We start from the raw sequence: 24,652 nt of genomic DNA, 5'->3' as shown, positions 1-24,652 counted from the left end.
CGCACATGCGGCTCAAGCCGGGTACGTCCTGGCGCGACGCCTACGACCGCTGCTGCTCGGTCGCGCCGGAGGCGTTCCACGACGACAGGGTGCTCAACCACTGGGGCGGCATCTGGCACCGCGACGGACGCCCGGTGCCCGGTTTCTCGCCCCTTGACGGCACCGCCATCGCCGGTCTGCCCAGGCTCGACCGAGCCGGCGCGGGCCGCGCGGTGGCGGGCGCCGTCGACGAGCACCGGCGCTGGCGGCACACCCCGCTCGCGGAGCGCAAGGCCATGGTGTCGGCGGCCGTCGAGTCCATGGCCGCCCACCGCGACCTGCTGGCCCTGCTGCTGGTCTGGGAGATCGGCAAGCCGTGGAAGACGGCCTGCGCGGACGTGGACCGCTGCCTGGACGGGGTCCGGTGGTACGTCGCGGAGATCGACCGCATGGTCGCCGGGCGTACCCCGCTGCCCGGGCCGGTCAGCAACATCGCCAGCTGGAACTATCCGATGAGCGTGCTCATGCACGCCATGCTGGTGCAGGCGCTGGCCGGCAACGCGGTCATCGCCAAGACCCCCACGGACGGCGGCCTGTGCTGCCTCACCCTGGCCTGCGCGCTGGCCGTCCGTGAAGGGCTGCCGTTCACGCTGGTCAGCGGGGGAGGGGCGGAGCTGTCGCCGGTGCTGGTCGCCGGGCAGGCCCTCGGCTGCGTGTCGTTCGTGGGCGGCAGGGACGCCGGGGCCAAGGTCGCCACCTCCCTGGCCGACCTCGGCCGGCGGCACGTGCTGGAGCAAGAGGGCCTCAACTGCTGGGGCGTGTGGGAGTACGGCGGCTGGGAGCTGCTCACCCGGCAGATCCGCGCGTCGTTCGACTACGGCAAGCAGCGCTGCACCGCCTATCCGCGGTTCGTGGTGCAGCGGTCGCTGTTCCACGAGTTCCTACGGGCGTACCTGGCCGCGGTCGGATCGCTGCGCTTCGGGCACCCGCTCGCGGTCGACGGCCCGGACGACCCGCTGCCGGAGCTGGACTTCGGCCCGCTGATCAACGCCTCGAAGGCCAAGGAACTGGCCGACCAGGTGGACGAGGCCGTCGCGCGCGGCGGCGTGCCGCTGCATCGCGCGTCCCTGGACGCCGGACACTTCCTGCCAGGGCAGGATATTTCGGCCTATTTTCCGCCGACGGCCCTCCTCAACCCGCCCCGCTCCTCGCCCCTCCACCACGCCGAGCCCTTCGGCCCGGTCGACACGATCGTGCTGGTGGACACGGAGGCGGAGCTGCTGGCCGCCATGAACGCCAGCAACGGCGCCCTCGTCGCCACCCTCTCCTGCGACGAGGAGGAGACCTTCCACCGCCTGGCCCCCGAGGTCCGCGCCTTCAAGGTCGGCCACAACCGCCCGCGCTCGCGCGGCGACCGCGAGGAGCTCTTCGGCGGCCTCGGCGCCTCCTGGCGCGGCGCGTTCGTCGGCGGTGAGCTGCTGGTGCGGGCCGTCACCATAGGCCCGGACGCCGAGCGCCTCCCCGGCAACTTCCCGCACTACACACTGCTCCCCTAGTGTCATCTCACGTTTCGTGATTGTCATGGCACGGAGAGCGATCACGTGCTGTCATGGGTCTCGTCCCCTTCACCTTCCGACGAGAACCTCCGATGCCATCACGTTCCCGTGCCCGCGGCGACGTACGTCGCCGGACGCCGAAAGAGAAGCCATCCCGAGGAAAGGAGCCCGGCAGACGGCCCGGCCGCCGAACGTTCCTGATGTGGCTGGCCGGCGCCGTGCTGATCCCCGTCGTCGCCGCGATACCCGCGTACGTCGAGTTCCTCGGCGACGACCCGCCCCAGCAGGCCGCGAAGGCGGCGCAGGCGCGGCTCCCGTCCTTCGCCCGGGCCACGAAGATCACCTACGCGGGTTCCGGCGTGCTGTACGCGATCTTCAATGACGGAACCCTGCACCGATTCGTCCACGCCGATCCGGAAGGCGGCGGCGCCCGGTGGCTGACCCCGCAAGGAGAGGAACTCGGCGGCGGCTGGAACCGTTTCCGCTGGCTGGAGGCGGGAGCGAACGGCTCGCTCTACGCGGTGGACGCGTCGGGAGAGCTGTTCCGCTTCACGTACCAGCCCGGCGCCCGTCTGGAGGCCGACTCCGGCCGGAGCATCGGCCAAGGGTTCAACGTGTTCGAGGATGTCTCCGCCGTTCCCGGGAACGGCTCGGACCAGATCATCTACGGCCTGCGCCCGAACGGCGACCTGTGCTGGCATCGCTATCTCGGCCCCGAAGCCGCGGAAGCGTGGGCGAACGCCGGTCGCTGCAAGGTGATCAAGCGGGGCTGGCAGCGCTACCGCCGCATCATCGCCTTGGATGACGGCGTCCTGTTCACCATCGACGAACGCGGAAACCTCCACTGGCACCGCCAGCGCGAGCCCGAGAAGGGCGGCACGGCCTGGTACAGAGACGACTACGAGCCCAACGGCATCGGATGGCTCATGGACCTGGACGAGACGGCCTTTCGAGGCGTCTTCTACGCCCTGCTCCGCAACGGTGAGCTCAGATGGTTGAAGTACGTCGAACCAGGCGTGTACAAACCCGGCTACACCGGATGGACACACCTCGGCAGACCGCTGTTCCCCGCCGGGGAGCCCGCCTAGATCAGACCGAAGCGGGTCGCCGCGAGCAGCGCGAGGAAGACGATCATGGCGACCCGCAGCAGCTTCCCGCCGACCTGCAGCGACGGCCACGACAAGTACGCCAGCCAGCCCACGAACGCCAGCACCACCAGCGCCGCCACCCCGCCCAGCGGATTGGCCACGGCGAACCCGGCCAGCAGCAGGACCACCAGCACCACCGGCGCCACCCACCGCGGCACCTGCGTGAACAGGAAGGTCATCGGCACGGCGCTGCGCTGCTCCACGGCCTTGCGCAGCCCGGTCGCGCCCGGCGTGAAGAACCGCTCACCCTGAGGGAGCGGACGCTTGTTGTTCGAGGCGTTGTCGGAGCCCACGCCCAGAGCCTACGGGAGAGCGCACATGCTGCGTACGAAGCGGACCTCAACTCTTGACGGCCTCTGCGATCTGCAGGGCGGCCTGGGCGGGCGTGGGGTGCGTGGTGCCGACGACCTCGGCCTCCCCATGCGCCGACCTTCTCGGCGTCGAACACCCGTGAATCCGGGATCAGCGGCTGCACGAGTGCACTGGTCGTCGTCTTGCCCGCGCCGTGGGTGCCGTTGAGCCATACGGACAGACGTGATCATGAACCGGACCATCCCAACAAGGGATGGTCTTAGGCTGTTCAGGTGCTCGCCGTGATCCGATACACCGTCCCAGAGTCCCAGTCCCAAGACTTCGTCAAGCAGAGCCAGGCGATCCTCGACACGTTCGCCGCGCAACCCGGGTTTCAGCGCGGCAGGGTGGCCCGTTCGGTCGATGAGCCCAATCTGTGGGCGCTGGTCACGGAATGGGAGGGCGCCGGGTTCTACCGCAGAGCGCTCTCCGCCGCCCGGATGGCGATGTATCCGCTGATGATTCTCATGGTCAACGAACCCAGTGCATTCGAGGACGTCTACACCCAGGACGGGGCATAGGATTACTCCCGCGCGACAGTGTGCGGCCGTCCCCTAAGCTGGGATCTCATCAATTCACCTCGCCGACCTCCAGCCGGAAAGAGAATCAACCAAATGGCACGACGCACCGACGTCATGGACACCATCGTCAGCCTCGCCAAGCGCCGCGGGCTCGTTTACCCGTCGAGCGAGATCTACGGCGGACTTCGCGCGTCGTGGGACTACGGTCCACTGGGTGTCGAGCTGAAGAACAACGTCAAGCGGCAGTGGTGGCTGTCCATGGTCCAGGCCCGGGAAGACATCGTGGGTCTCGACTCCTGCGTCATCCTGGCGCCCGAGGTGTGGCGGGCCAGCGGCCACGTCGACACGTTCACCGACCCGCTCACCGAGTGCCTGTCCTGCCACAAGCGCTTCCGCGCCGATCACCTCATCGAGGCGTACGAGGAGAAGAACGGCAAGTCGCCCGAGGGGGGCCTGGCCGACATCACCTGCCCCAACTGCGGCAACAAGGGCACCTTCACCGAGCCCCGGCAGTTCAGCGGTCTGCTCAAGACGTTCCTCGGCCCGGTCGAGGACGAGTCCGGCCTGGCCTACCTGCGGCCCGAGACCGCGCAGGGCATCTTCATCAACTACCTCAACGTCCAGCAGTCCGCGCGCAGGAAGATCCCGTTCGGCATCGGCCAGATCGGCAAGTCGTTCCGCAACGAGATCACGCCGGGCAACTTCATCTTCCGCACCCGCGAGTTCGAGCAGATGGAGATGGAGTTCTTCGTCAAGCCGGGCACGGACGAGGAGTGGCACCAATACTGGATCGACGAGCGCTTCCGCTGGTACTCCGACCTGGGCATCAGCAAGGACAACCTGCGGCTCTACGAGCACCCCAAGGACAAGCTGTCCCACTACTCCAAGCGCACCGTCGACATCGAATACCGCTTCAACTTCGCCGGCTCGGAGTGGGGTGAGCTCGAGGGCATCGCCAACCGCACCGACTTCGACCTCTCCTCCCACTCCAAGGCGTCGGGCGTCGACCTCAGCTTCTTCGAGCAGGACACCGGGGAGCGCTACGTCCCCTACGTCATCGAGCCGGCGGCCGGCGTCGACCGCGCCACGCTGACGTTCCTGCTCGACGCCTACAGCGAGGACGAGGCCCCCAACGCCAAGGGCCAGATGGAGAAGCGCACGGTCATGCGGCTCGACCACCGGCTCGCGCCGGTCAAGGCCGCGGTGCTGCCGCTCTCGCGCAACGCCGACCTCTCGCCGAAGGCCCGCGACCTGGCCGCGCAGCTGCGCCGCCGCTGGAACGTCGAGTTCGACGACGCGGGCGCGATCGGCCGCCGCTACCGGCGCCAGGACGAGATCGGCACGCCGTTCTGCATCACGATCGACTTCGACACGCTGGAAGACCAGGCGGTGACGATCCGCGAGCGCGACAGCATGGCCCAGGAGCGCATCGCCATCGAGGGCGTCGAGTCCTACCTGCGCCAGCACCTGAACGACTAGTTTCTCGGGTGACCGCACGGCCGCCCGCCGTTCCTTCGGCGGGCGGCCGTCGTTCGTGTGAAGACCCTTCCTTTACGGCGGCGCCGAGTGGGCTCCTGCCGCCGCACTTCGGCCGAGGGCCCTCCAGGGAGACGCTCCTCCGCCTCACCGCCGCGCCACCGTGACGCGCGTCCGCTTACCAGACTCCGTGGGCGCGGCTTTCCCCGGCTCCGTGGGTGCGTGGAAAGCGGTGGTTCGGGTTCGTCGTCCTGATTCCCCGTCAGCCTCCAAGCGGTCCAGAGGCGGCGCCGGATCCGGTGTGTCCGGATGCGGCCGTCGTGATTGACAAGACCCCGGCATACACGGAGATTGCGGGCAATCCCTAGCGGCATTCGGGGCCCGACTTTCTCGGAGGCGCGATGAAGCGCACGTTCATCATGATCGCCGGCATGATCCTGTTACTCGGTTCGTTCACCGTTCCCCCAGCCTCGGCGGTGCCCGAACCGGCGGCGGGCCCTGACGGCGTCTTCGTCTACACCGGCGAGCTGACCGAGGCCCAGATGGCCGAGCTCGTCGGGGCGGGGGTCGATCGGGAGGAGATGAGGATCGTCAAGCGGGCGGACGGAAAGGTCACCATCGAGGTGATCCTCGCCTCCGCGCTGGCCGAATCACTCTCCAAGCAGGGCATCACCCTCAAGGCCCAGACCGCGAACCGGGCGCGCCTGGCGCAGAAAGGCGACGGGGTCTTCAAACGCTACGCGGGCGCCGGAGGCATCCGCGAGGAGATCATCGCCGCGGCCAACGCCAAATCGGGCATCGCGAAGGTCGTCGAGCTCGGCAACAGCCTCAACGGCACGCCGATCACGGCGATCAAGGTGACCAAGGACGCCCGCAAGCTGCGTGACGGCACCCGCCCGGCCATGCTGTACCTCGCCGCCCAGCACGCGCGTGAGTGGATCACGCCCGAGATGGTGCGGCGGCTGATGCACCACATCCTCAACGGCTACGGGGGCAACGCCGAGCTGACCAAGCTCGTGAACACCACGGAGCTGTGGTTCCTGCCGGTGGCCAACCCCGACGGCTACGACTACTCCTTCACGCCGGACAACCGGCTGTGGCGCAAGAACCTGCGGGACAACGACGGCGACGGTCAGATCACCAGCAACGACGGCGTCGACCCCAACCGCAACTTCGCCTACAAGTGGCGCTACGACGACGAGGGCTCATCGAGCCTGTTCAGCAGCCAGACCTACCGCGGCAAGGCGGCTCAGTCCGAGCCGGAGACCGTGGCGCTGGACAACCTGACCAAGCGGGTGAAGTTCAGGTACATGCTGAACTACCACTCCGCGGCCATGCTCCTGCTGTACGGCATCGGCTGGCAGCAGGCCACCCCGTCGCCCGACGACCTGATCTTCGAGGCGCTGCTGGGCGACGACGCGAATCCGGCGGTGCCGACGTACGACCCCGACATCGGGGCCGAGCTCTATACCACCAACGGCGAGACCGACGGGCACATGACCAACCTGCGCGGCATCATGTCGATCACGCCGGAGATGTCCACGTGCGAGGCCGCGGCCGAGCGCAACCCGAATGACGAGTGGACGCTCGAGGACTGCGTCGGCGGGCTCGGATTCACCTTCCCCGACGACGAGGAGCTGATCCAGGAGGAGTTCACCATGAACCTCCCCCTGGCGCTCGCCACGGCCAAGACCGTGCACACGCCCGACAAGCCGGTCTCCGTGGTCGGGCGCACGGTGCCCGACTTCGCGCCGGACTCCTTCACCGTCTCGTACGGCGACCCGCAGCCGGTGGCCGTGACCGCCCGCAGGTCCCTGCTGGGCAAGGTGCTGCGCTTCCGCATCAACGGCGGCCCGGCGCAGGTCAGGCCGCTCAGCGAGTGGAAGGGCGGTGAGCGGTACGGCGACGAGAACGACCTGTACTTCGCCGAGTACCGGGGCACGGTGAGCGGGGCGAAACCGGGTGACAAGGTCGAGGTCTGGTTCCAGGGCTTCAAGCCCGGGACCGGCGTCGTCTCCAGCCCGCACTTCACCTACACGCTGGCCAAGGACTCCGGGGCGAAGGTCCTCGTGATCGCCAACGAGGACTACACCGGCTTCAACCCGGACTATCCGGCGTCGGTGACCGCGCCCAAGTACGCCGCGAAGTACCAGCAGGCGCTCAAGGCCGCCGGGTACGCCTCCGAGACCTGGGACGTCGACTCCCAGGGCGTGCCCCACCATCTCGGCGTGCTGTCGCACTTCAAGGGCATCGTGTGGGAGCTGGGCGACAACCGGCTGTCCATGGACCAGCAGGACGTGGTGACCGTAACCCCACTGGGCGATCTGCCCGACGCCGACGTCAAACCGTCGCAGCAGTACCTGACCGTCGCCATCCGCGACTACCTCAACGAAGGAGGCAAACTCCTCTACACCGGCGAGACGGCCGCGTACTACGGCATCCTCGACACGATCGTCGGCGGCATCTACTACGGCATCGACGGCAACCCGGACGGCGACTGCGTGGTCACCACCATCCAGGGGTTGTTCGACGAGTGCCTGCTGCTCGCCGACGACTTCACCCAGTACTACATGGGGGTTGGCGGCCGCATCCCGCGCGAGAACCCCGCCGGTTTCACCGGCACCGGTCCGCTTGCCGGGGTGAGCGGCACGTTCGGCGGCCCGGCCACGGCCGACAACCCGGTGGACGAGGCCGGCGTCCTGCAGCCCATGGGCACGGACTTCCCGCGCTTCACCGGCACGCCGGCGGCGGACTACCAGCTCGGCACCCCTGGGCCGTTCGACCCGATCGAAGGCCAGTGGTACGTCAGGGGCGCTCATGCCGACGACTCGTACATGCGGCTGACCAGGACGATCGACCTGGGCTCCGTGACGGCGGCGCAGCAGCCGCGGCTGGCGTTCCAGCTGTCCTTCGACACCGAGCCCGGCTACGACAACGTCATCGTCGAGGCCCACACGGTCGGTCAGGACAACTGGACGACGCTGCCGGACCTCAATGGCGGCACCGACACCGCCGTGCCGACGGAGTGCGAGGCCGGGTTCCTCCTGGAGGAGCACCCCTGGCTGCTGCACTACCTGACCCCCGGCAACCCGTGCACGGCGACCGGGGCCAGCGGCTCCTGGAACCGGTTCACCGGGAACTCGGGCGGCTGGCAGCAGGTGGCCTTCGACCTGTCCGCCTACGCGGGGCAGCAGGTCGAGGTGTCGATCAGCTACGTGACCGACCCCGCCACCGGCGGCGTGGGCGCGTTCGTCGACGACACCCGGGTCACCACCACCGGCGGCACGCTGGACGCCGAGGGCTTCGAGTCGGGGCTCGGGCCGTGGGCCGTTCCCGGGCCTCCGGCGGGCAGCCCGACGGGCGGCGGCGACTTCGTCCGCGCCGAGGCCGACAAGACGGCGGCCGTGACCACCAAGGACACGGTGCTGCTGGGGTTCGGGCTGGAGCAGTTGGCGAACGACAGTGAGCGGAACGCGACCGTGAAGAAGGTGATGAAGTATCTGATCGGCTGACACGCGCATGACCGACGGCCACCCTCACCGGGGGTGGCCGTCTTTCCGCACCGGCCGCCTCAGCACCGCGCCCGCGGGTCGGACATCCACCCGCCGAGGCCCGCCCCATCCGCATCCAACCCCTTCCCCGGAGGACGGGCCCCCCTCCGCCGGTCGGCGTCATGACACTTGGGGCTTGCCGGGGCGGAGGCACGCCCTCGCCGTTGGGCCTGCGCTCCCTTTCACCTCCCGCCCCCTGAAGGACGGCCGCCCACCGCCTGCCGGCGGCACCAGGGGCCTGCCGGGGCGGTGGGTGGCCGGGTGTTCGCGGACGAGGGCACGCGGGCCGCGGCGTGAAGGATCGTCCGACGGCAGGCCGTGGCGCGGGTGGGTGGTCAGGACAGGTGGCGGTCGAACCAGGACAAGACGCGTTCGTACGCCTGCGCCGCCGCCTCGGCGTTGTACCGCTGACCCGTGTCGTTGAAGAACGCGTGCCCCACCCCGGGGAACGTCACGATCTCGTGCGTCAGCCCCGCCTTCTCCAGGGCGGCCTCGGCCGCGTCCCTGGTGGCGTTCACCCGGTCGTCCTGCTCGGCGTACACCCCGAGGACGGCCGCCTTGCTGCCGGTCATGTCGGCGTTCTCCGGCAGCGGTCCGTAGAACGGGACGGCGGCGGACAGCCGGGGCTCCGCCGACGACAGCAGCAGCCAGGTCATCCCGCCGCCGAAACAGAAGCCCATCATGCCCAGCTTCGCCCCTTCGGCACGCCGCGCCAGCTCACCCACCGCCGCCTTCATGTCGGCCACGAACCGCTCCGGCGGGATCTCCCCGAGCTTGGCGGTGGCCGCGGCGGTGTCGGTGAAGGAGGCGGTGCCGCCCTCGCGGGACAGCAGGTCGAGGGCCAGGGCCGAGTAGCCGCTCGCGGCCAGGCGGCCGGCGACCGAGCGGATGTGGTCGGTGAGGCCGCGGTTCTCGTGGATCACCAGGACCGCGCCCTTCGCGTCCCCCTCCGGGGCCGCCCACGCGGCCTGTAGCGTCGAGCCCCCCGGCCCCGCGAACGTGATCGCCTGCGTCGGCAGCGGCGAGGGCCCCGCCGGGCTGGCCTGAGCGGTGGTGGCGGCGGGGGCGGGCGAGGTCGCCGGGGTGGCGGGCGCGGCCGGTTCCGCCGGCGCGCCGCACCCCGCCAGGAGCGCGGTGGCCGCGGGCAGGCCGAGGCCCAGCAGCGCGAGCCGCCGCAGTGCCTCGCGGCGGGGGATCAGGCCGTCCGCGTGGTCGAGGGCCACCTCTTCTGCGAGATAGCGCTGGATGGGCGTCATGTCGGAGGTCTACCGCCGACGACCGAAAAATCGTGTAAAGGCGAGGGTTACGCAGGTTTTCGCGGTCTCTTGATGACATGCCTACTAAGCCCGATATGAGGCCTACACGAGGGACAAGGAAATCCATGCGTACATCACGTTTCGCTGTTGTACTGCTGGCCGCCGGCGCGGCGCTCATGACGGGAAGCGCCGCGTTCGCAGAACCGGAGCCGAGCCACGCCCTGGAGCTGCGGATGGTCGTGGACGACTGCCCTGACAAGGCGGTGCAGCCGTGACGGATCCCGCGCTCCTGGAACGGGCGCTGTTCGAGGTCAAGCGGGTGATCGTCGGGCAGGACCACATGGTCGAGCGGCTGCTCGTGGCGGTGCTCGCCAAGGGGCACTGCCTGCTCGAAGGCGTGCCCGGCATCGCCAAGACGCTCGCCGCCGAGACGCTTGCCACCGTGGTCGGCGGCACGTTCGCGCGTATCCAGTTCACGCCCGACCTGGTGCCCGCCGACATCGTCGGCACCAGGATCTACCGGCCGTCGACCGAGAGCTTCGACATCGAGCTGGGCCCGGTCATGGCCAACCTGCTGCTGGCCGACGAGATCAACCGGGCGCCCGCGAAGGTGCAGTCCGCCCTGCTGGAGATCATGGCCGAGCGGCAGGTCAGCATCGGCGGCGTCACCCATGACGTGCCGACGCCGTTCCTGGTGCTGGCCACGCAGAACCCGATCGAGTCCGAGGGCGTCTACCACCTGCCCGAGGCGCAGCGTGACCGCTTCCTCATGAAGATCGACGTGGACTATCCCAGCGAATCGGAGGAGCTGGCGATCGTCTACCGCATGAGCGTGGACCCGCCGGAACCCCAGCCGATCCTCGATCCCGCCCAGGTCGTCGCGCTCCAGCGGCGGGCCGAGCAGGTGTTCGTGCACCACGCGGTCGCCGAGTACGCCGTCCGCCTCGTCTACGCCACCCGCGACCCCGACCGCTACGGCGTGCAGGACGTGCGGCGGCTCCTGGCGTTCGGTGCCAGCCCCCGGGCCACGCTGGGCCTGCTGGCGGCCGGCCGGGCGCTGGCGCTCATGCGGGGCCGCGACTACGTGCTGCCCGAGGACGTGCGGGACCTGGCGCTCGACGTGATGGCGCACCGGCTCGTGCTGTCCTTCGACGCCCTGGCCGACGGGGTGTCGCAGCGGGAGATCGTGAACCGGGTGGTGGCCGCCGTGCCGCTGCCGGTCATCGCCCCGCAGCAGGAGGGAGCCCAGCAGCAGGAGACCCTGCGTCAGGACGCCGTGGCATGAAGCCGTACCTGATCACAGAGCCCGCCCTGCGCAGGCTCGAGCTGACGATCACCAGGAGGCTGGATGGACTGCTCCAGGGTGAGCACCTGGGGCTGGTGCCAGGTCCGGGGAGCGAGCCGGCGGAGACCCGGCCGTACCAGGTGGGCGACGACGTGCGGCGGATGGACTGGAACGTCACCGCGCGTACGAACGAGCCCCACGTGCGCGATCTGGTCGCCGACCGGGAGCTGGAGATCTGGGCGCTGCTCGACGCGACCGCCAGCATGGACTTCGGCACCGCGGCGATGGAGAAGCGGGAGCTGGCCCTGTCGGCGCTGGCCGCGATCGGCTTCCTCACTCAGCGGACCGGCAACCGGATCGGCACCCACATGCTGCACGGGGGCGGCGTCAGGACGCTGCCCGCCAGGACGGGCCGGCCGCACCTGATGGCGGTGCTGCAGGCGGCGTTCGCGCTGCCCCGCACGCCGCCGGGCGTGGCCGAGCCGCTGCTCGGCGTGGCGGCCGAGCAGCTGGGCCGGGTGGTACGGCGGCGCGGCCTCATGGTCGTCGTGTCCGACTTCCTGGACGCGCCCGAGACGTGGGAGCTGCCCTTGCGCAAGCTCACCGCCCGGCACCAGGTGCTGGCCGTCGAGGTGCTCGACCCGCGGGAGCTGACCCTGCCCGACGTGGGGATCCTGACGCTGATCGACCCGGAGACCGGGCGGCGGCGCGAGGTCTCCACCTCCAGCGCGCGGCTGCGGCGCAGGTACGCCGAGGCGGCGGCCGGGCAGCGCGACGCCATCGCGCAGGCGATGCGCCGGGCCGGGGCCACCCATCTGCGGCTGCGTACCGACCGGGACTGGGTGCGAGATCTGGTCAAGCACGTCATGCGACAGCGCCGCCTGGCCGCGCTGGCCGCGAGCCCGGCCTTCCCGGCGGGCGTGACCGGCTCCGGCTCGACGGGCTCCGGCTTGATGGGCTCTGGCGCGGCAGGCCCCAGTCCGACTGGCCCCAACGCGGGCGGCCCCAACGCGGGCGGCCCCAATGCGGCAGGCCCCGTCAGGGGCGGCCCACCGGAAGGAGGTGACGCGGCGTGACCCTGCTCGCGCCCATCTGGCTGCTGCTGCTCATCCCCGTGGCCCTGCTGGCCGTCACTTACGTGGTGGTGACGCTGCGGCGCAGCGCGTACGCCGTCCGATTCACCAACCTCGACCTGCTCGACAAGGTCGCGCCCAAGGGGCCGGGCTGGCGCAGGCACCTGCCGGCGGCGGCGCTGCTGCTCATGTTCGCGCTGCTCGTCGTGGGCTTCGCCCGGCCGACCGCCGAGGTGACGGTGCCCAGGGAGCGGGCGACGATCATCGTGGCGTTCGACGTGTCCGCGTCCATGGGCGCCACCGACGTCTCCCCGAACCGCTTCGAGGCCGCCAAGCAGGCGGCCAGGCAGTTCGTGCAAGGGCTGCCGGAGCGCTTCAACCTGGGGCTGGTGCCGTTCTCCTCGGGGGCGTCGGTCGCCGTGCCGCCCACCACGGACCGGCAGGCCGTGCTGAGCGCGCTCGACCGGCTCTCCATGGACTCCGGCACCGCCATCGGCGATGCGGTCTTCTCCTCGCTGGAGGCCATCGCCTCGCTCGACTCCGAGGAGGAGGCGCCGCCCGCGCACATCGTGCTCCTGTCCGACGGCTCCAACACCACGGGCCGCACGGTCAGCGAGGCGGCGGCCGAGGCCGCCAACCGACGGGTCCCGGTCACCACCATCGCCTACGGTACGCCGGACGGCACGATCAATCTCTCCGGCCGCGACGTGCCCGTGCCGGTGGACGGCCCTGCGCTGCGCGGGCTGGCCGACGCGGCGGGCGGCGGTTTCTACGAGGCGGCGAGCGGCGACGAGCTGCAGGCCGTCTACGAGGACATCGGCAGCTCGGTCGGATTCCGGACCGAGCGTCAGGAGGTATGGCAGTGGTTCGTGGCGGCGGGACTGATCTCCGCGTTGATCGCGGCGGTGACGTCGATGCTGTGGTTCGCGAGGCTCCCGTGAAGGGGCTCGGCAGTCCGCGCGGGCCGGAGTTCGTCACGCTGCCGGTGGAGGCCCGGCAGGAGGTCCCTCCGCAGGGCGGGGCGGCATACAAAGCGACCAAACCACCCACGACGTCGCCCAAGGGACGCCTGCTGGTGGCCGCCGCGCTCGTCGCGGCGGTCACCGGGGCGGCGGCGGGCGTGGCGGGGGCCCGGCTCTCTGAAGGGTCCGAGCCGGCCCCCGCCGCGGCCCTGCCGCGGGTCGCCCCCGCCCCGTCGGCGAGCCTGAGCGGGCTGAGCGCGACCGCGGCCCGGGTGCTGCCCAGCGTGGTCTCGGTGGAGGTCGGGCGCGGCGGCGGATCGGGGTTCGTGGTGGACGACCGCGGCCACATCCTCACCAACGCGCACGTGGTCAGCGGCTACGGCGACGTGACGGTGATACTGAACGACGGCCGCAGGTTGTCGGCCCGCGTGGTCGGCGAGGACGACGACGAGGACCTGGCGGTGCTGGAGGTGTCCTACCCTGGGGACCTGACGCCGGCCACGCTGGGCAGGTCCGCGGACCTGTCGGTCGGCGACCAGGTGCTCGCCATCGGCTCGCCGCTCGGCCTGTCGGGCACGGTCACCTCCGGCATCGTCAGCGCCCTCGACCGGGAGGTGCGGCTCGGCGGAGCCCGGCGGACGGCCGTCCAGACCGACGCGTCCATCAACCCGGGCAACTCCGGCGGACCGCTGGTCAACGCCCGGGGCGAGGTCGTCGGTGTGAACACCGCGATCGCGGCCGGCCGGGGCGGCGGCAACATCGGCATCGGCTTCGCCATCCCCATCGACCGCGCCGCGCCCATCGCGGAACGAATCATCCGAAACTAGGTTACGAGGCATGCGACTGCTTGTGGTGGAGGACGAGGAGGACCTGGTCGACGCGTTGCGCGTGGGCCTCGTTCGTGCGGGATACGCGGTGGACGTGGCCTACGACGCGCCGTCCGCGCACGAGAAGTTGCAGGTCAACACGTACGACCTGGTCCTGCTCGACCTCAATCTGCCCGGCGGGGACGGCTTCGAACTGTGCCGGACCGTACGCGCCGCGGGCAAGGGGGGCGTACGGATCATCATGGTGACCGCCCGCGACCGGCTGGACGACCGCGTCCGCGGGCTCGACGAGGGCGCCGACGACTACCTGGTCAAGCCGTTCGCGTTCCCCGAGCTGCTGGCCAGGGTGCGGGCCCTGCTGCGCAGGGACTCCGGCGGCGGCACCTCCGTTCTCCAGGTGGGCGGGCTGCGGATCGACACGGCCCGGCTGGAGGTCACGCTGGACGGCCGGTCGCTGGCGCTCACCCCCAAGGAGTACGGCGTCCTGCACTACCTCATGACCAGACCGGGCCACGTCGTGTCCACCGAGGAACTGCTCGAACACGTCTGGGACGAGCACGCCGACCCGTTCACCAACACCGTCCGGGTCACGGTCGGCAACCTGCGCCGCAAGCTGCAGGAGGACGGCCTCATCGAGACCGTGATCAGCCGGGGCTACCGGCTCAGGGAGCCGACATGATCCACACCATCCGCTTCCGGCTCACCGTGCTCTACTCGGGCCTGCTGTTCGTGCTGGCCGCGCTCGTGCTCGGCGGCATCTACTACGCGGTCTCCAAGACGACCGACCAGCGCCAGATCAGCGTCCAGTACGCCAAGCAGTACGGCGAGAACGGCCAGTACGTCGGCAAGCGCGAGGTGGTCTTCGCCGAGGAGGTGGAGAACGCGGTCAACGTCCAGACCATGGCCACGCTGCGCGACTACTCGCTCTACACTCTGGCCGGCCTCTACGCCGCCAGCCTGGGCATCGGCTGGGTGCTCTCCGGCCGCGTGCTGCGCCCGGTCAGGTCGATCACCCGTACCACCGAGGACATCCAGGCCACGGACCTGAAGCGGCGCATCAACCTGAGCGGGCCGCGCGACGAGCTGAAGGACCTGGCCGACACCATCGACAAGATGCTCGACCGCCTGGAGGAGGCGTTCCGGGCGCAGCGCCAGCTCATCGACGACGCCTCGCACGAGCTGCGCAGCCCGCTGACCATCATCCGGGCGAACGTGGACGCCGTGCTCGCCGACCCCGACGCCAGCGACGAGGAGCGGGCCAGGGCCGTGGCGATCGTCGACCGCGCGACCACCCGCATGACCAAGCTCGTGGAGGACCTGCTGGCCAGCGCCAGGCGGCAGGGCGGCGCGTTCGCCGACGCCGACCTCGACCTGGCCGGGGTGGTGGGGGAGGCGTGCGAGGAGTACGCGGCCCCGGCCGCCGCCCGTGGCCTGACCATCGTCCGCGACCTCGGGCGCGGCCTGGAGATGACCGGTGACGCCGACGCGCTGCGGCGCTCGGTGGCGAACCTGCTGTCCAACGCCGTGCGCCTGTCGCCCCCCGGCGGCACGATCCGGGTCGGGGCGGGCCGGTCGGACGGCTGGTTGTGGACGGCGGTCCGCGACGACGGCCCCGGCATCGAGGAGGCCGACCAGGAGCGGGTGTTCGACCGGTTCTGGCGCGGCGAGAACAGCCGCCGCGACCGCCACACGGGTCTCGGCCTGGCCATCGTCCGGCAGATCGTGGAGTCGCACGGGGGCCGGGTGGCCGTCTTCTCCAGGCTGGGGGAGGGGGCGACGTTCGTGCTCTGGCTGCCGCCGCGCGACGGCGTTCCCGGCACGCCGCCCGAGGGCAACCCCCTAGCCTGACCGCCTGCGGCACAGGGCGCGGGTGACGAGGAACGCCGCCACCGGCAGCACGAACACCGCCACCCGCAGGCCCAGAATGATCGTTTCGTAGGTGGAGGCGGGGACGGTCAGCAGCGCGGGCGGGGCGGGCGGCGGCGCGGGGAATCCGGGCGCCGAGTGCATGTCCGGCGGAACCGGAGAGACCCACATCCCCGCCCACAACACGGTGAAGAACGTGATGACGGCGACGCCGAGCGCGGTGCGCGTCGGCGCCTGCGACGGCCGGTCCAGCAGATGGTGGTGGTCGCCGTCGCCCGTGAAGCGCCGCTCCAGGAACGGGTAGAGGAGCAGCACGCCGAAGAACACCGTGAGGACCAGCGGAGGGATCCACAGCCCGGGCTGGAGCACGAACCCGCCGACCGGGATCTCCCACCCCGGGACCAGCCGCTGCGCGCCGTCCAGCACCCCGAAATACCAGAACGGCTGCGCCGACACCGGATGGGCGCCCGGATCGTACGCCCCGTGCTCCCACACGGGATTCACCCGCGCGAACGTGGCCAGCGCCGCGATGGCCCCGATCGTGAAGAGCGCCGTCGCCCCGTTCTTGACCGCGAAGTACGGGAAGAACGGGCCGCCCGTGACGACCTGCTCCCCGGCCGCCGTGGCCCTTCGCTCGGTGTGCTTCTGCCGCCAGGTGAGGATCAGCGCGTGCAGCGGCACCACCGCCAGCAGGATCCCCGGCACCAGCAGCACGTGCGTGACGAAGATCCGCGGGATGACCTGCCCGGGGAAGGCGCCGTCGAACACGAACGCCGACAGGTACGTCCCTACCAGCGGAATCGACAGCAACAGCCCCTGCGCCTGCCGCAGACCGGTCATCGCGAGCTGGTCGCCCGGCAGCGAGACGCCCAGGAACGACTCGAACAGCACCAGCCCGAACAGCACCACCCCGAGCATCCACGTCAGCTCGCGCGGCTTCCTGAACGCGCCGGTGAAGAACACCCGGCACAGGTGGGCCACGATCGCCAGCACGAACACCGTCGCCGACCAGTGGTGCAGCTGGCGCATCAGCAGCCCGCCGCGCACCTCCAGACTGATCTCCACGGTGGAGGCGTAGGCCACGTCCGGGTTGGGCTTGTAGAACAGCGTGAGGAACGTGCCGGTCAGCACCAGCAGCACGAACGCGTACAGCGCCAGCTCACCCAGCAGGAACGACCAGTGGCTGGGGAACAGCTTCCTGAGCTGCGGCCGGAGCCAGCGCGCGATGGGCAGGCGGTCGTCGAGATAGAGGGCCGTGCCGCGGGCCGCATTGGCCGAGCCGGCCACGGCGCGGGCCCGTCTCTTGACCTTCGGAGGAGCGGCCATTGGGCCTCCTGGCGGGGGTGTGATCCGATTCTGCACCGGCCTTGCCCCTTTCACAAGAATTGGTGTAAACCAATTGGTATAAACCAATTCCCTGTTGACCTTCGCAAAAATTGGATTAGACCTCTCATGGGCCCTTTACCTGCACAAACGACGACTTAAGCGAGGAGTGCAGTTTCATCATCAATTTCGCCGGTAGAGTCCGGGACAGAGGCGTTGGATTGGAGCTGTGGTGGCCAAGCACGTTTACGACTTCACCGAAGGCAACAGGAATCTCAAGGATCTTCTCGGCGGTAAAGGCGCGAATCTCGCGGAGATGACCAACCTCGGGCTGCCCGTTCCCCCCGGATTCACGATCACCACGGAGGCGTGCCGCCACTACCTCACGCGGGGCACGCTCCCGGACGGCCTGGAGCAGGAGATCGCCGAGCACCTGAACGCGCTCGAGAACCAGATGGGCAGGAGGCTCGGCCAGGCCGACGACCCGCTGCTGGTGAGCGTCCGCTCCGGCGCGAAGTTCTCCATGCCCGGCATGATGGAGACGGTCCTCAACATCGGTCTCAACGACGAGTCCGTGCACGGCCTGGCCAAGCAGGCGGGCGGCAACGAGCGCTTCGCGTGGGACTCCTACCGCAGGCTCATCCAGATGTTCGGCAAGACCGTGCTCGGCATCGACGGCGACCTGTTCGAGCACGCTCTCGACGCCATCAAGGGCAGGCGCCAGGACACCGATCTCAACGCGGGCGAGCTGCAGGGCCTGGTGGAGACGTACAAGAAGATCGTGCGCGAGCAGACCGGCAAGGACTTCCCCACCGACCCGCGCGAGCAGATGCGCCTGGCCGTCATGGCCGTCTTCGACTCCTGGAACGCCCCGCGCGCCATCCTCTACCGCCGCCAGGAACGCATCCCCGCCGACCTCGGCACCGCCGTCAACATCATGGCCATGGTCTTCGGCAACTACGGCGACGACTCGGGCACCGGCGTCGCCTTCACCCGCGACCCGGGGACCGGCCGGCAGGGCATCTACGGCGACTACCTGCCGAACGCCCAGGGCGAGGACGTGGTCGCGGGCATCCGCAACACGATCCCGCTGGAGGACCTGGAGCGCATCGACAAGCACTCCTACGACGAGCTCCTCGGCATCATGGAGACGCTCGAGACGCACTACAAGGACCTGTGCGACATCGAATTCACGATCGAGCGCGGCAAGCTGTGGATGCTGCAGACGCGGGTCGGCAAGCGTACGGCGGCGGCCGCGTTCTGCATCGCCACCCAGCTCGTCGACCAGGGTCTCATCACCATCGACGAGGCCGTCACCCGCGTCACCGGCGACCAGCTGGCCCAGCTCATGTTCCCGCGCTTCGACGGCGGCGCCGAGAAGAAGAAGATCGCCAAGGGCATGAACGCCTCGCCCGGCGCCGCCGTCGGCAAGGCCGTCTTCTCCTCCGAGCGGGCCGTGGAGCTGACCGATCAGGGCGAGGACGTCATCCTCGTCCGGCGGGAGACCAACCCGGACGACCTGGCCGGCATGATCGCCGCCAAGGGCATCCTGACCAGCCGCGGCGGCAAGACCTCCCACGCCGCCGTGGTCGCCCGCGGCATGGGCAAGACCTGTGTGTGCGGCGCCGAGGAGCTGGAGGTCTCGGTCGACGAGCGGACGTTCACGGCCCCGGATGGGGTGGTCGTGTCGGAGGGCGACGTGATCTCCATCGACGGGACGACCGGCGAGGTCTACCTGGGCGAGGTCCCGGTGGTCGACTCGGCCGTGGTCGAGTACTTCGAGGGGGCCGAGCCGGACGACGAGCTCGTCAGGGCCGTGGACCGGATCATGCGGCACGCCGACTCCGTACGCAGGCTCGGGGTCCGCGCCAACGCCGACACCCCGGAGGACGCCGCCCGCGCCCGCCGCTTCGGCGCGCAGGGCATCGGCCTGTGCCGCACCGAGCACATGTTCCTGGGCGAGCGCCGGCAACTGGTGGAGGACCTGGTCCTGGCCGCGTCGGACGAGGAGCGGCAGGCGGCGCTGGACGCGCTGGAGCCGCTGCAGAAGTCCGACTTCATCGGGATATTTCAGGCAATGGACGGTGACCCCGTCACCATCCGCCTCATCGACCCGCCGCTGCACGAGTTCCTGCCCGACATCGTCGACCTGTCGGTCAAGGTCGCCACGTCGTCGGACGTCACGGAGAAGGACCGCAAGCTCCTGGCCGCCGTCAAGCGCCTCCACGAGCAGAACCCGATGCTCGGCCTGCGCGGCGTACGCCTGGGCCTGGTGATCCCCGGCCTGTTCGCGATGCAGGTCAGGGCCATCGCCCAGGCCGCGAAGGAGGTCCCCGGCGCCCGGCCGGAGATCATGATCCCGCTGGTGGCCGCCGTGCAGGAGCTGGAGTCGGTACGCGAGGAGGCCGCCAAGATCCTGGCGGAGGTCGGGGTCGAGGCCCTGATCGGCACCATGATCGAGGTCCCGCGGGCGGCGCTGACGGCCGGCCAGATCGCCGAGGCCGCCGAGTTCTTCTCGTTCGGCACGAACGACCTGACCCAGATGGTGTGGGGCTTCTCCAGGGACGACGTGGAGGCCGCCTTCTTCCACCAGTACCTGGATCTCGGCATCTTCGGCGTCTCCCCGTTCGAGACCCTGGACAGGGAGGGCGTCGGCCGCCTGGTCGAGATCGCGGTCCGGGAGGGCCGGGCGGCGAGGCCCGACCTGCACGTCGGCATCTGCGGCGAGCACGGGGGAGACCCGGACTCGGTCCACTTCTGCCACGAGGCGGGCCTGGACTACGTCTCCTGCTCCCCGTTCCGCATCCCGGTGGCGCGTCTGGAGGCCGGCCGCGCCGCCCTGACCGAGACCGACTCCGACACCCGCTAGTCCCGCTTTCCGCACCTTGTCACGCCCGCCCCTCCGCCCGTCTCCGACCGGAGAGGGGCAGCCGCCGGCCTGCGGCGGGGCGGCACGTGCGGATGACGAGGCTAGTCGCGGGTGGGGGGCAGGTCGAGGTCGGTTTCCAGGAGCTGCAGGTGCGGCGGGACCAGGGTCGTGGACTCCACCAGGCCCCGGAGGAGGTTGTGCAGGAGGTTGTTGTCGTAGGGGCGGCCGTCCGAGTCGTCGTGGAGCAGCGGGTACGGGAAGCCCGCCGCGTGCAGGCGGCGCCGGACGGCCTCGATCCGGTCCTCGATGATGTTCTTCCGCCACCTGTCCTCCGGGCGCAGGTAGGCCAGCCGGGCCTCCGCCTGCCGGTACGTCAGGGGCCGCGGTGACTCCTCGTACAGTAGGTAGCGCTCGCCCAGCACCACCAGGAGCAGGAGTTCCGTCTCGTCCAGGTGCCAGACCTTCGGCGGGATGGTGACGGCCTGCCGGCGGATGGCCCGCACTTCGTCCTCGTGGCCCGCCACGTAAAGCTCCACCAGGTGCTGACGGTGGCCGGAGCCCCTGATGAACAGCGGGGTGTAGCCCTCCGCCAGGGGGATGGGGTCGGTCGAGGAGTGCATCAGCTGCCCGCGCGGCAGCCGCACCAGTTGCCGGCCCAGGTTGCGCAGCCACCACCGGTTGTCGCGGTACGTCACCTCCCCGTGCAGGCGGCTCACCGACTGGTCGTCGGCGCCCACGCTGAGGTCGACGTGCGGGCGTCCGGCCCGGCCGAAGCGGACGTGGCGGCCCGGGCGCGGCGGGACCCTGAGCCCGCCGGCAAGCGTGCGGACGTGCAGGTCGCCCGGGCTGGCCGGGTCCACGCCGTAGGCGAGGCTGTCGGGCACGTTCATCGGTTCGCCTCCTTGGCGCTGGCCGGACGCGTACACGTACGGAAGATCAGGCATCCCGCAGCCGGGCGGTGGCGGAGCGGGCGAGGGAGGTGGCCATGCCGCAGAGCCGGTCCACGGGGCGCGAGCCGCCTACCACGATGTGCAGTTTCTCGACCGCTGGCCGGCCGTGCTGGTCGGCGTACGTGCGGTAAACCACCTGGAGCAGGCACGTCCGGGCGCCCTCGCCCTCCGGCTCGACGAAGGCGCGGTAGCCGTTGAGCCGGGTCGCGGTGCCGTCGGCCGCGTTCGGCGGCTGGTCGCGGTCGAACCTGAAGTCCACCCACGTGTCGCTGGTGGTGCTGTCCCAGCCGCACTCCCAGTTGCCGAACCCGACGTCCGGATCGGTGGCGTCGATGCCGGGGACGACCTCCAGGGCGTCGCCGCGCAGCAGCGAGCAGGCGTCCCGCTGCGCCAGCGACCTGGCCGGCAGAGGCGGGGAACGGCGTTTGATGGGCCCTCGGTCGAGGGCCTCCGCCGCGGTGGTGGCGGCGGCGTCGGCGATGGCGCACAGGTCGGCCTGGCCCTGGTCCTCCCAATCCGCGTCGACCTTCACGAGGGTGTCGGTCACACCGGGCAGTATGAGCGTCCGCCGGCATCTGTCGCTCTCGGCGGGGTTCTCGATGACCTGGATCCCGCCGACGGTCCCGGCCGGCTCGGCCTGCTCAGAGGGCTCGTCGTGGTCGAGCCACACCTTGACGTCCACGACCCCGCCGCCGGGCGGGAACACGATGACGTCGCACCGGTCGAAGTTGCCGTAGTCGATGTCGAGCTCCGTCCTGCCGAACCGGCCGAGCGCGGCGGGGTTGGTCAGGGCGCAGGGGTCGGCCGTACGGGGATCGCCGATCGGGGACGACGCCGAGGTCGCGGTCACGGGGGACGGCGAGACCGCAGGAGACGAGGTGGTGGGCGGGACCGCGAGAGGTGTCGCGCTGGGGCGTCGCCCGACCGCCTCACCGCTCAGCGCGGGCAGCGTGAAGCGGAGGGCGACGGCGAGCGCGACGAGGGCCGCGCCCGCCACGATGAGGGGTAACGGCCGTCGCAGCAGGGAGACCGGCGCACGTGCCGCCTCGTTCCCTGCCGGGTCGGACGCGCCCTCCACGCCGGACGGGCGCGGTGGGCTCACCGGACGGGCGGGGGACGGCCGCACGGCGCGACCGCGCGCGATCGCGGCCAGCCGCTGCCCCGCCTCCACCGCGTTCGGCCGATCCCGCGAGTCGCGCTGCAGCATCTCCCGGAGCAGGCCCTCCAGCGGCCCGACGTCGGCCGTCAGCGCGACGGCGCCGCGCGCGGCCTCCCACCCCGTGAGGTGCCCGCCGGACCCGCCCTCATCGGTCCCAGGGCGCGGCGGGCGGCCGGCGACGAGGGCGTAGACGGTGGCCCCGAGGGAGAACACGTCCGATCGGGGCTCCGGCCGCCCCAGGACGACTTCGGGTCCGGCGTAGTCGACGGTGTAGCCGATGGCGCCGTTGGGCGTGATCGTCTCCCGGCCGCCGACGCGGTACGCGGCGCCGAAGTCGGCGAGCTTGAACACGCCGCTGCCGGTGTCGATGATGTTGCCCGGCTTCACGTCGACGTGCACGATGCGCTTGGCGTGAAGGGCGGCCAGCGCGCCGGCGATCTGCGCGCCGACGTGCGCCGCCTGCTCCGGCGACATCGGCGGCCGGCCGTCCAGGCTCCCGCCGGGCACGTGCTCCATCACGAGCCAGTAGGTGTCGTCGTCCGGGTCGTGGACGGCGTCGTAGAGGGTGACCACGTTCGGGTGGTTGAACGCGGCGAGGGCGCGGGCCTCTGCCTCCAACCGGCTGAACCCGGCGGTGTCGACCAGCATGCGCTTCAGCACGACCGCCCGGTTGAGCTGCACGTCGCGGCCCAGCCACACCTCTGTGGCGCGGCCGTTGACCAGACACCGGATCAGCCGGTAGCGCCCGCCGACCGTCGTGCCCTCGCGCACCGCGTCTCCCCTCACTCATCGTCACGGACCAACACCGCTCCGGAGCGCCGGGTCCGAATCTAGTGGGTGAGCGGAGAAATACACAGCGTTTCCGGCCGATTTTTGACGACTTGTTCCACCGATGTGCGGATCTGGAGTCAATTCTCCGGTCGACGAAGGGACGATCAGGTCGCCGGGTCGAGGCGGTAGCCGGCGCCGCGCACGGTCTGGATGCTGTCGCGGCCGAACGGCCGATCCACCTTGTCGCGCAGATAGCGCACGTACACGTCGACGACGTTGGACCCGCCGTCGTAGGCGAAGTCCCAGACGTGCTCGATCAGATGGGTGCGGCTGAGCACCTCGCCGGGCCGCCGCATGAACTCCTGCAGCAGCGCGAACTCCTTCGGCGACAGCGTGACCGACCTCTCGCCGCGCCGCACCACGTGGCTGACCGGGTCGAGGGTCAGGTCGCCCACCTTCAGCACGGAGGGACGCTCGTGAGGGTCGCGACGGGTGAGCGCGCGCAGCCGGGCGTACAGCTCCGACAGCGCGAACGGCTTGGTGAGGTAGTCGTCGGCGCCCGAGTCGAGGCCGCGTACGCGGTCGGTCACGGCGTTGCGCGCGGTGAGCATGAGCACCGGGGCCCAGCGGCCGGCCGCGCGCATCCGCCGGCACACCTCGAATCCGTCGAGCGCGGGGATCATGGCGTCGAGCACCACGGCGTCGTAGTCGTTCTCGATGACGCTCCACAGCGCGTCCTCGCCGTTGCCCGCGGCGTCCACGGCGTAGCCCTCCCGCCGCAACCCGCGGATCAGCATGCGGGACATGCCGGGGTCGTCCTCGACGACGAGCACCCTCATGGCACCACCTTAAGGCCGTTCACTGCTGGAGCAGGTCGTCGATGGTCTGCCGGGCGCCGTTGACGGCGATCGCGAAGCCGATGTTCTGCGCGTCGCCGGCCGCCGCCGTGTTGATGCCCACGATGCGGCCGGAGGCGTCCACCAGCGGGCCGCCGCTGTTGCCCGGGTTGATCGCGGCGTCGGTCTGGATGACGTGCTCGAGCCGGGCGCCGGCGTCGGTCTGCACGGTACGGTCGAGCGCCGAGACGATCCCCTCGGTCACCGTCGGGCCGCCGGGCAGAGCCAGGGCGTTGCCGATCGCGATGACCGGGTCGCCGACCCGCAGCGTCGAGGAGTCCCCGAGGGGGGCGACCGGCAGGTCCTCGGCGTTCACCCGCAGCACGGCCAGGTCGGCCGCCGGGTCGCTGCGCAGCACCTTGGCCGCCAGCGTCCGCCCGTCGCGCAGCGTGACCGTGACCGTCTGCGCGCCCTGGACGACGTGGTTGTTCGTGGCGATGAGGCCGTCGGCGCCGATCACGAACCCGGTGCCGGTGCCCTGCTCGGCCACGGGCTCCAGGAACGAGTTCACCCCGATGGAGCGGGTGCGGACGGTGACGATCGACGGCTCGATCTTGGCCAGGATGGCGGGCGCGTTCACCGCCGAGGTGGCGGGGACGACGGCGGGGGCGGCGGCGCTCGGGGCGCTCGCCCGCGCGACGTCGCGGCCCCCGAGATAGCCTCCGGCTCCCGCGGCCGCCACGACGGCGACGATGGCGACGGAGGCGGCCAGCACGCGGCCGCCGTTCCGCCGCGCGCGGTGCGCGGGGACATGGGGGGCGGGGTAATCGGTTCTGGGGTAGGTGGGGACGGTCATCGTGTGCTCCTCAGGTAACGATCCTGTGCTCACGACC

Annotated in this window: 20 protein-coding genes; 13 read left to right on the top strand and 7 right to left on the bottom strand. The window is 70.8% G+C overall.

The genetic code is table 11. The annotated features are described in order from the left end of the window. The first annotated feature begins 5 nt into the window (after positions 1 to 5). Positions 6 to 1,535, top strand: coding sequence for an aldehyde dehydrogenase family protein (locus ID574_RS18790; protein WP_188190164.1), 1,530 nt, complete (start codon positions 6 to 8; stop codon positions 1,533 to 1,535). 200 nt (positions 1,536 to 1,735) lie between these two features. Then, positions 1,736 to 2,623: a tachylectin-related carbohydrate-binding protein gene (locus ID574_RS18785; protein ID WP_188190163.1), complete on the top strand. Its 888-nt coding sequence runs from the start codon at positions 1,736 to 1,738 to the stop codon at positions 2,621 to 2,623. On the opposite strand, the gene ID574_RS18780 is transcribed toward ID574_RS18785, so the two are convergent. After that, the gene (locus ID574_RS18780; protein ID WP_188190162.1) at positions 2,620 to 2,976 is read right to left on the bottom strand and encodes a DUF6703 family protein; all 357 of its coding nucleotides are present in this window, start codon (positions 2,974 to 2,976) and stop codon (positions 2,620 to 2,622) included. The genes ID574_RS18785 and ID574_RS18780 overlap by 4 nt on opposite strands. A 291-nt stretch (positions 2,977 to 3,267) precedes the next feature. Between ID574_RS18780 and ID574_RS18775 the strand changes: the two genes are divergently transcribed. The 3 genes from ID574_RS18775 to ID574_RS18765 all read left to right on the top strand — a co-directional run bounded on the left by ID574_RS18775 (position 3,268) and on the right by ID574_RS18765 (position 8,543). Further along, on the top strand, positions 3,268 to 3,555 hold the full coding sequence (locus ID574_RS18775; protein ID WP_188190161.1) for an antibiotic biosynthesis monooxygenase family protein: 288 nt from the start codon (positions 3,268 to 3,270) through the stop codon (positions 3,553 to 3,555). A gap of 93 nt (positions 3,556 to 3,648) precedes the next feature. Then, a complete protein-coding gene (locus ID574_RS18770) occupies positions 3,649 to 5,034 on the top strand; it encodes a glycine--tRNA ligase (protein ID WP_188190160.1) in 1,386 nt (461 codons plus the stop codon). Positions 5,035 to 5,432: 398 nt separating this feature from the next. After that, the gene (locus ID574_RS18765) at positions 5,433 to 8,543 is read left to right on the top strand and encodes a M14 family metallopeptidase (RefSeq protein WP_188190159.1); all 3,111 of its coding nucleotides are present in this window, start codon (positions 5,433 to 5,435) and stop codon (positions 8,541 to 8,543) included. A gap of 374 nt (positions 8,544 to 8,917) precedes the next feature. Here ID574_RS18765 and ID574_RS18760 read toward each other — a convergent pair whose 3' ends face one another. Further along, positions 8,918 to 9,838, bottom strand: coding sequence for a dienelactone hydrolase family protein (locus tag ID574_RS18760; RefSeq protein WP_188190158.1), 921 nt, complete (start codon positions 9,836 to 9,838; stop codon positions 8,918 to 8,920). A 125-nt stretch (positions 9,839 to 9,963) separates the two neighbouring features. Here ID574_RS18760 and ID574_RS18755 point away from each other — a divergent pair, with 125 nt between their 5' ends. From ID574_RS18755 to ID574_RS18725, 7 genes are read left to right on the top strand one after another with little or no spacing between them, the layout of a single operon-like run. Beyond that, the gene (locus tag ID574_RS18755) at positions 9,964 to 10,113 is read left to right on the top strand and encodes a hypothetical protein (protein ID WP_188190157.1); all 150 of its coding nucleotides are present in this window, start codon (positions 9,964 to 9,966) and stop codon (positions 10,111 to 10,113) included. Beyond that, a complete protein-coding gene (locus ID574_RS18750; RefSeq protein ID WP_223166834.1) occupies positions 10,110 to 11,123 on the top strand; it encodes an AAA family ATPase in 1,014 nt (337 codons plus the stop codon). The genes ID574_RS18755 and ID574_RS18750 overlap by 4 nt, the downstream gene beginning before the upstream one ends. Next, positions 11,120 to 12,199 (top strand): DUF58 domain-containing protein, encoded by a 1,080-nt coding sequence (locus ID574_RS18745; RefSeq protein WP_223166833.1) that lies wholly within the window; start codon positions 11,120 to 11,122, stop codon positions 12,197 to 12,199. The genes ID574_RS18750 and ID574_RS18745 overlap by 4 nt, the downstream gene beginning before the upstream one ends. Then, positions 12,196 to 13,137 carry a VWA domain-containing protein gene (locus tag ID574_RS18740; RefSeq protein WP_188190156.1) on the top strand — a complete coding sequence of 314 codons (942 nt, stop codon included), beginning with the start codon at positions 12,196 to 12,198 and terminating at the stop codon, positions 13,135 to 13,137. Before ID574_RS18745 ends, ID574_RS18740 begins: the two co-directional genes overlap by 4 nt. Next, a complete protein-coding gene (locus ID574_RS18735) occupies positions 13,134 to 13,985 on the top strand; it encodes a S1C family serine protease (RefSeq protein WP_223166832.1) in 852 nt (283 codons plus the stop codon). Before ID574_RS18740 ends, ID574_RS18735 begins: the two co-directional genes overlap by 4 nt. Before the next feature lie 10 nt (positions 13,986 to 13,995). Beyond that, on the top strand, positions 13,996 to 14,664 hold the full coding sequence (locus ID574_RS18730; RefSeq protein ID WP_188190154.1) for a response regulator transcription factor: 669 nt from the start codon (positions 13,996 to 13,998) through the stop codon (positions 14,662 to 14,664). Further along, a complete protein-coding gene (locus ID574_RS18725) occupies positions 14,661 to 15,833 on the top strand; it encodes a HAMP domain-containing sensor histidine kinase (RefSeq protein WP_188190153.1) in 1,173 nt (390 codons plus the stop codon). The genes ID574_RS18730 and ID574_RS18725 overlap by 4 nt, the downstream gene beginning before the upstream one ends. Here the strand turns inward: ID574_RS18725 and ID574_RS18720 are convergent. Continuing rightward, positions 15,825 to 17,177 (bottom strand): cytochrome b, encoded by a 1,353-nt coding sequence (locus ID574_RS18720; RefSeq protein ID WP_188190152.1) that lies wholly within the window; start codon positions 17,175 to 17,177, stop codon positions 15,825 to 15,827. The genes ID574_RS18725 and ID574_RS18720 overlap by 9 nt on opposite strands. A gap of 229 nt (positions 17,178 to 17,406) precedes the next feature. Between ID574_RS18720 and ppdK the strand changes: the two genes are divergently transcribed. Further along, positions 17,407 to 20,043, top strand: coding sequence for a pyruvate, phosphate dikinase (gene ppdK / locus ID574_RS18715; protein ID WP_188190151.1), 2,637 nt, complete (start codon positions 17,407 to 17,409; stop codon positions 20,041 to 20,043). Between the two features lie 101 nt (positions 20,044 to 20,144). On the opposite strand, the gene ID574_RS61610 is transcribed toward ppdK, so the two are convergent. The 4 genes from ID574_RS61610 to ID574_RS18695 form a co-directional block, all read right to left on the bottom strand. Beyond that, positions 20,145 to 20,933 carry an FHA domain-containing protein gene (locus ID574_RS61610; protein ID WP_188190150.1) on the bottom strand — a complete coding sequence of 263 codons (789 nt, stop codon included), beginning with the start codon at positions 20,931 to 20,933 and terminating at the stop codon, positions 20,145 to 20,147. A gap of 46 nt (positions 20,934 to 20,979) precedes the next feature. Then, entirely contained in the window at positions 20,980 to 22,923 is a 1,944-nt protein-coding gene (locus ID574_RS18705; RefSeq protein ID WP_223166831.1) for a serine/threonine-protein kinase, read from the bottom strand. Positions 22,924 to 23,087: 164 nt separating this feature from the next. Then, the gene (locus ID574_RS18700; protein WP_188190149.1) at positions 23,088 to 23,762 is read right to left on the bottom strand and encodes a response regulator transcription factor; all 675 of its coding nucleotides are present in this window, start codon (positions 23,760 to 23,762) and stop codon (positions 23,088 to 23,090) included. A 19-nt stretch (positions 23,763 to 23,781) separates the two neighbouring features. After that, positions 23,782 to 24,615 carry a S1C family serine protease gene (locus ID574_RS18695; RefSeq protein ID WP_188190148.1) on the bottom strand — a complete coding sequence of 278 codons (834 nt, stop codon included), beginning with the start codon at positions 24,613 to 24,615 and terminating at the stop codon, positions 23,782 to 23,784. Between the last annotated feature and the right edge of the window lie 37 nt (positions 24,616 to 24,652).

This window comes from Nonomuraea sp. SYSU D8015, assembly GCF_008065375.1.
Classification (GTDB): Bacteria; Actinomycetota; Actinomycetes; order Streptosporangiales; family Streptosporangiaceae; genus Nonomuraea.
Note: the sequence above shows the minus strand (reverse complement) of the source record. Positions and strands in the feature narration are given on the sequence as shown.

Coding starts and splice junctions, on each gene's coding strand:
- ID574_RS18790 (WP_188190164.1), top strand. CDS start 6: ATGCGGCTCAAGCCGGGTACGTCCTGGCGCGACGCCTACGACCGCTGC.
- ID574_RS18785 (WP_188190163.1), top strand. CDS start 1,736: ATGTGGCTGGCCGGCGCCGTGCTGATCCCCGTCGTCGCCGCGATACCC.
- ID574_RS18770 (WP_188190160.1), top strand. CDS start 3,649: ATGGCACGACGCACCGACGTCATGGACACCATCGTCAGCCTCGCCAAG.
- ID574_RS18765 (WP_188190159.1), top strand. CDS start 5,433: ATGAAGCGCACGTTCATCATGATCGCCGGCATGATCCTGTTACTCGGT.
- ID574_RS18760 (WP_188190158.1), bottom strand. CDS start 9,838: ATGACGCCCATCCAGCGCTATCTCGCAGAAGAGGTGGCCCTCGACCAC.
- ID574_RS18755 (WP_188190157.1), top strand. CDS start 9,964: ATGCGTACATCACGTTTCGCTGTTGTACTGCTGGCCGCCGGCGCGGCG.
- ID574_RS18745 (WP_223166833.1), top strand. CDS start 11,120: ATGAAGCCGTACCTGATCACAGAGCCCGCCCTGCGCAGGCTCGAGCTG.
- ID574_RS18730 (WP_188190154.1), top strand. CDS start 13,996: ATGCGACTGCTTGTGGTGGAGGACGAGGAGGACCTGGTCGACGCGTTG.
- ID574_RS18725 (WP_188190153.1), top strand. CDS start 14,661: ATGATCCACACCATCCGCTTCCGGCTCACCGTGCTCTACTCGGGCCTG.
- ID574_RS18720 (WP_188190152.1), bottom strand. CDS start 17,177: ATGGCCGCTCCTCCGAAGGTCAAGAGACGGGCCCGCGCCGTGGCCGGC.
- ID574_RS61610 (WP_188190150.1), bottom strand. CDS start 20,933: ATGAACGTGCCCGACAGCCTCGCCTACGGCGTGGACCCGGCCAGCCCG.
- ID574_RS18700 (WP_188190149.1), bottom strand. CDS start 23,762: ATGAGGGTGCTCGTCGTCGAGGACGACCCCGGCATGTCCCGCATGCTG.
- ID574_RS18695 (WP_188190148.1), bottom strand. CDS start 24,615: ATGACCGTCCCCACCTACCCCAGAACCGATTACCCCGCCCCCCATGTC.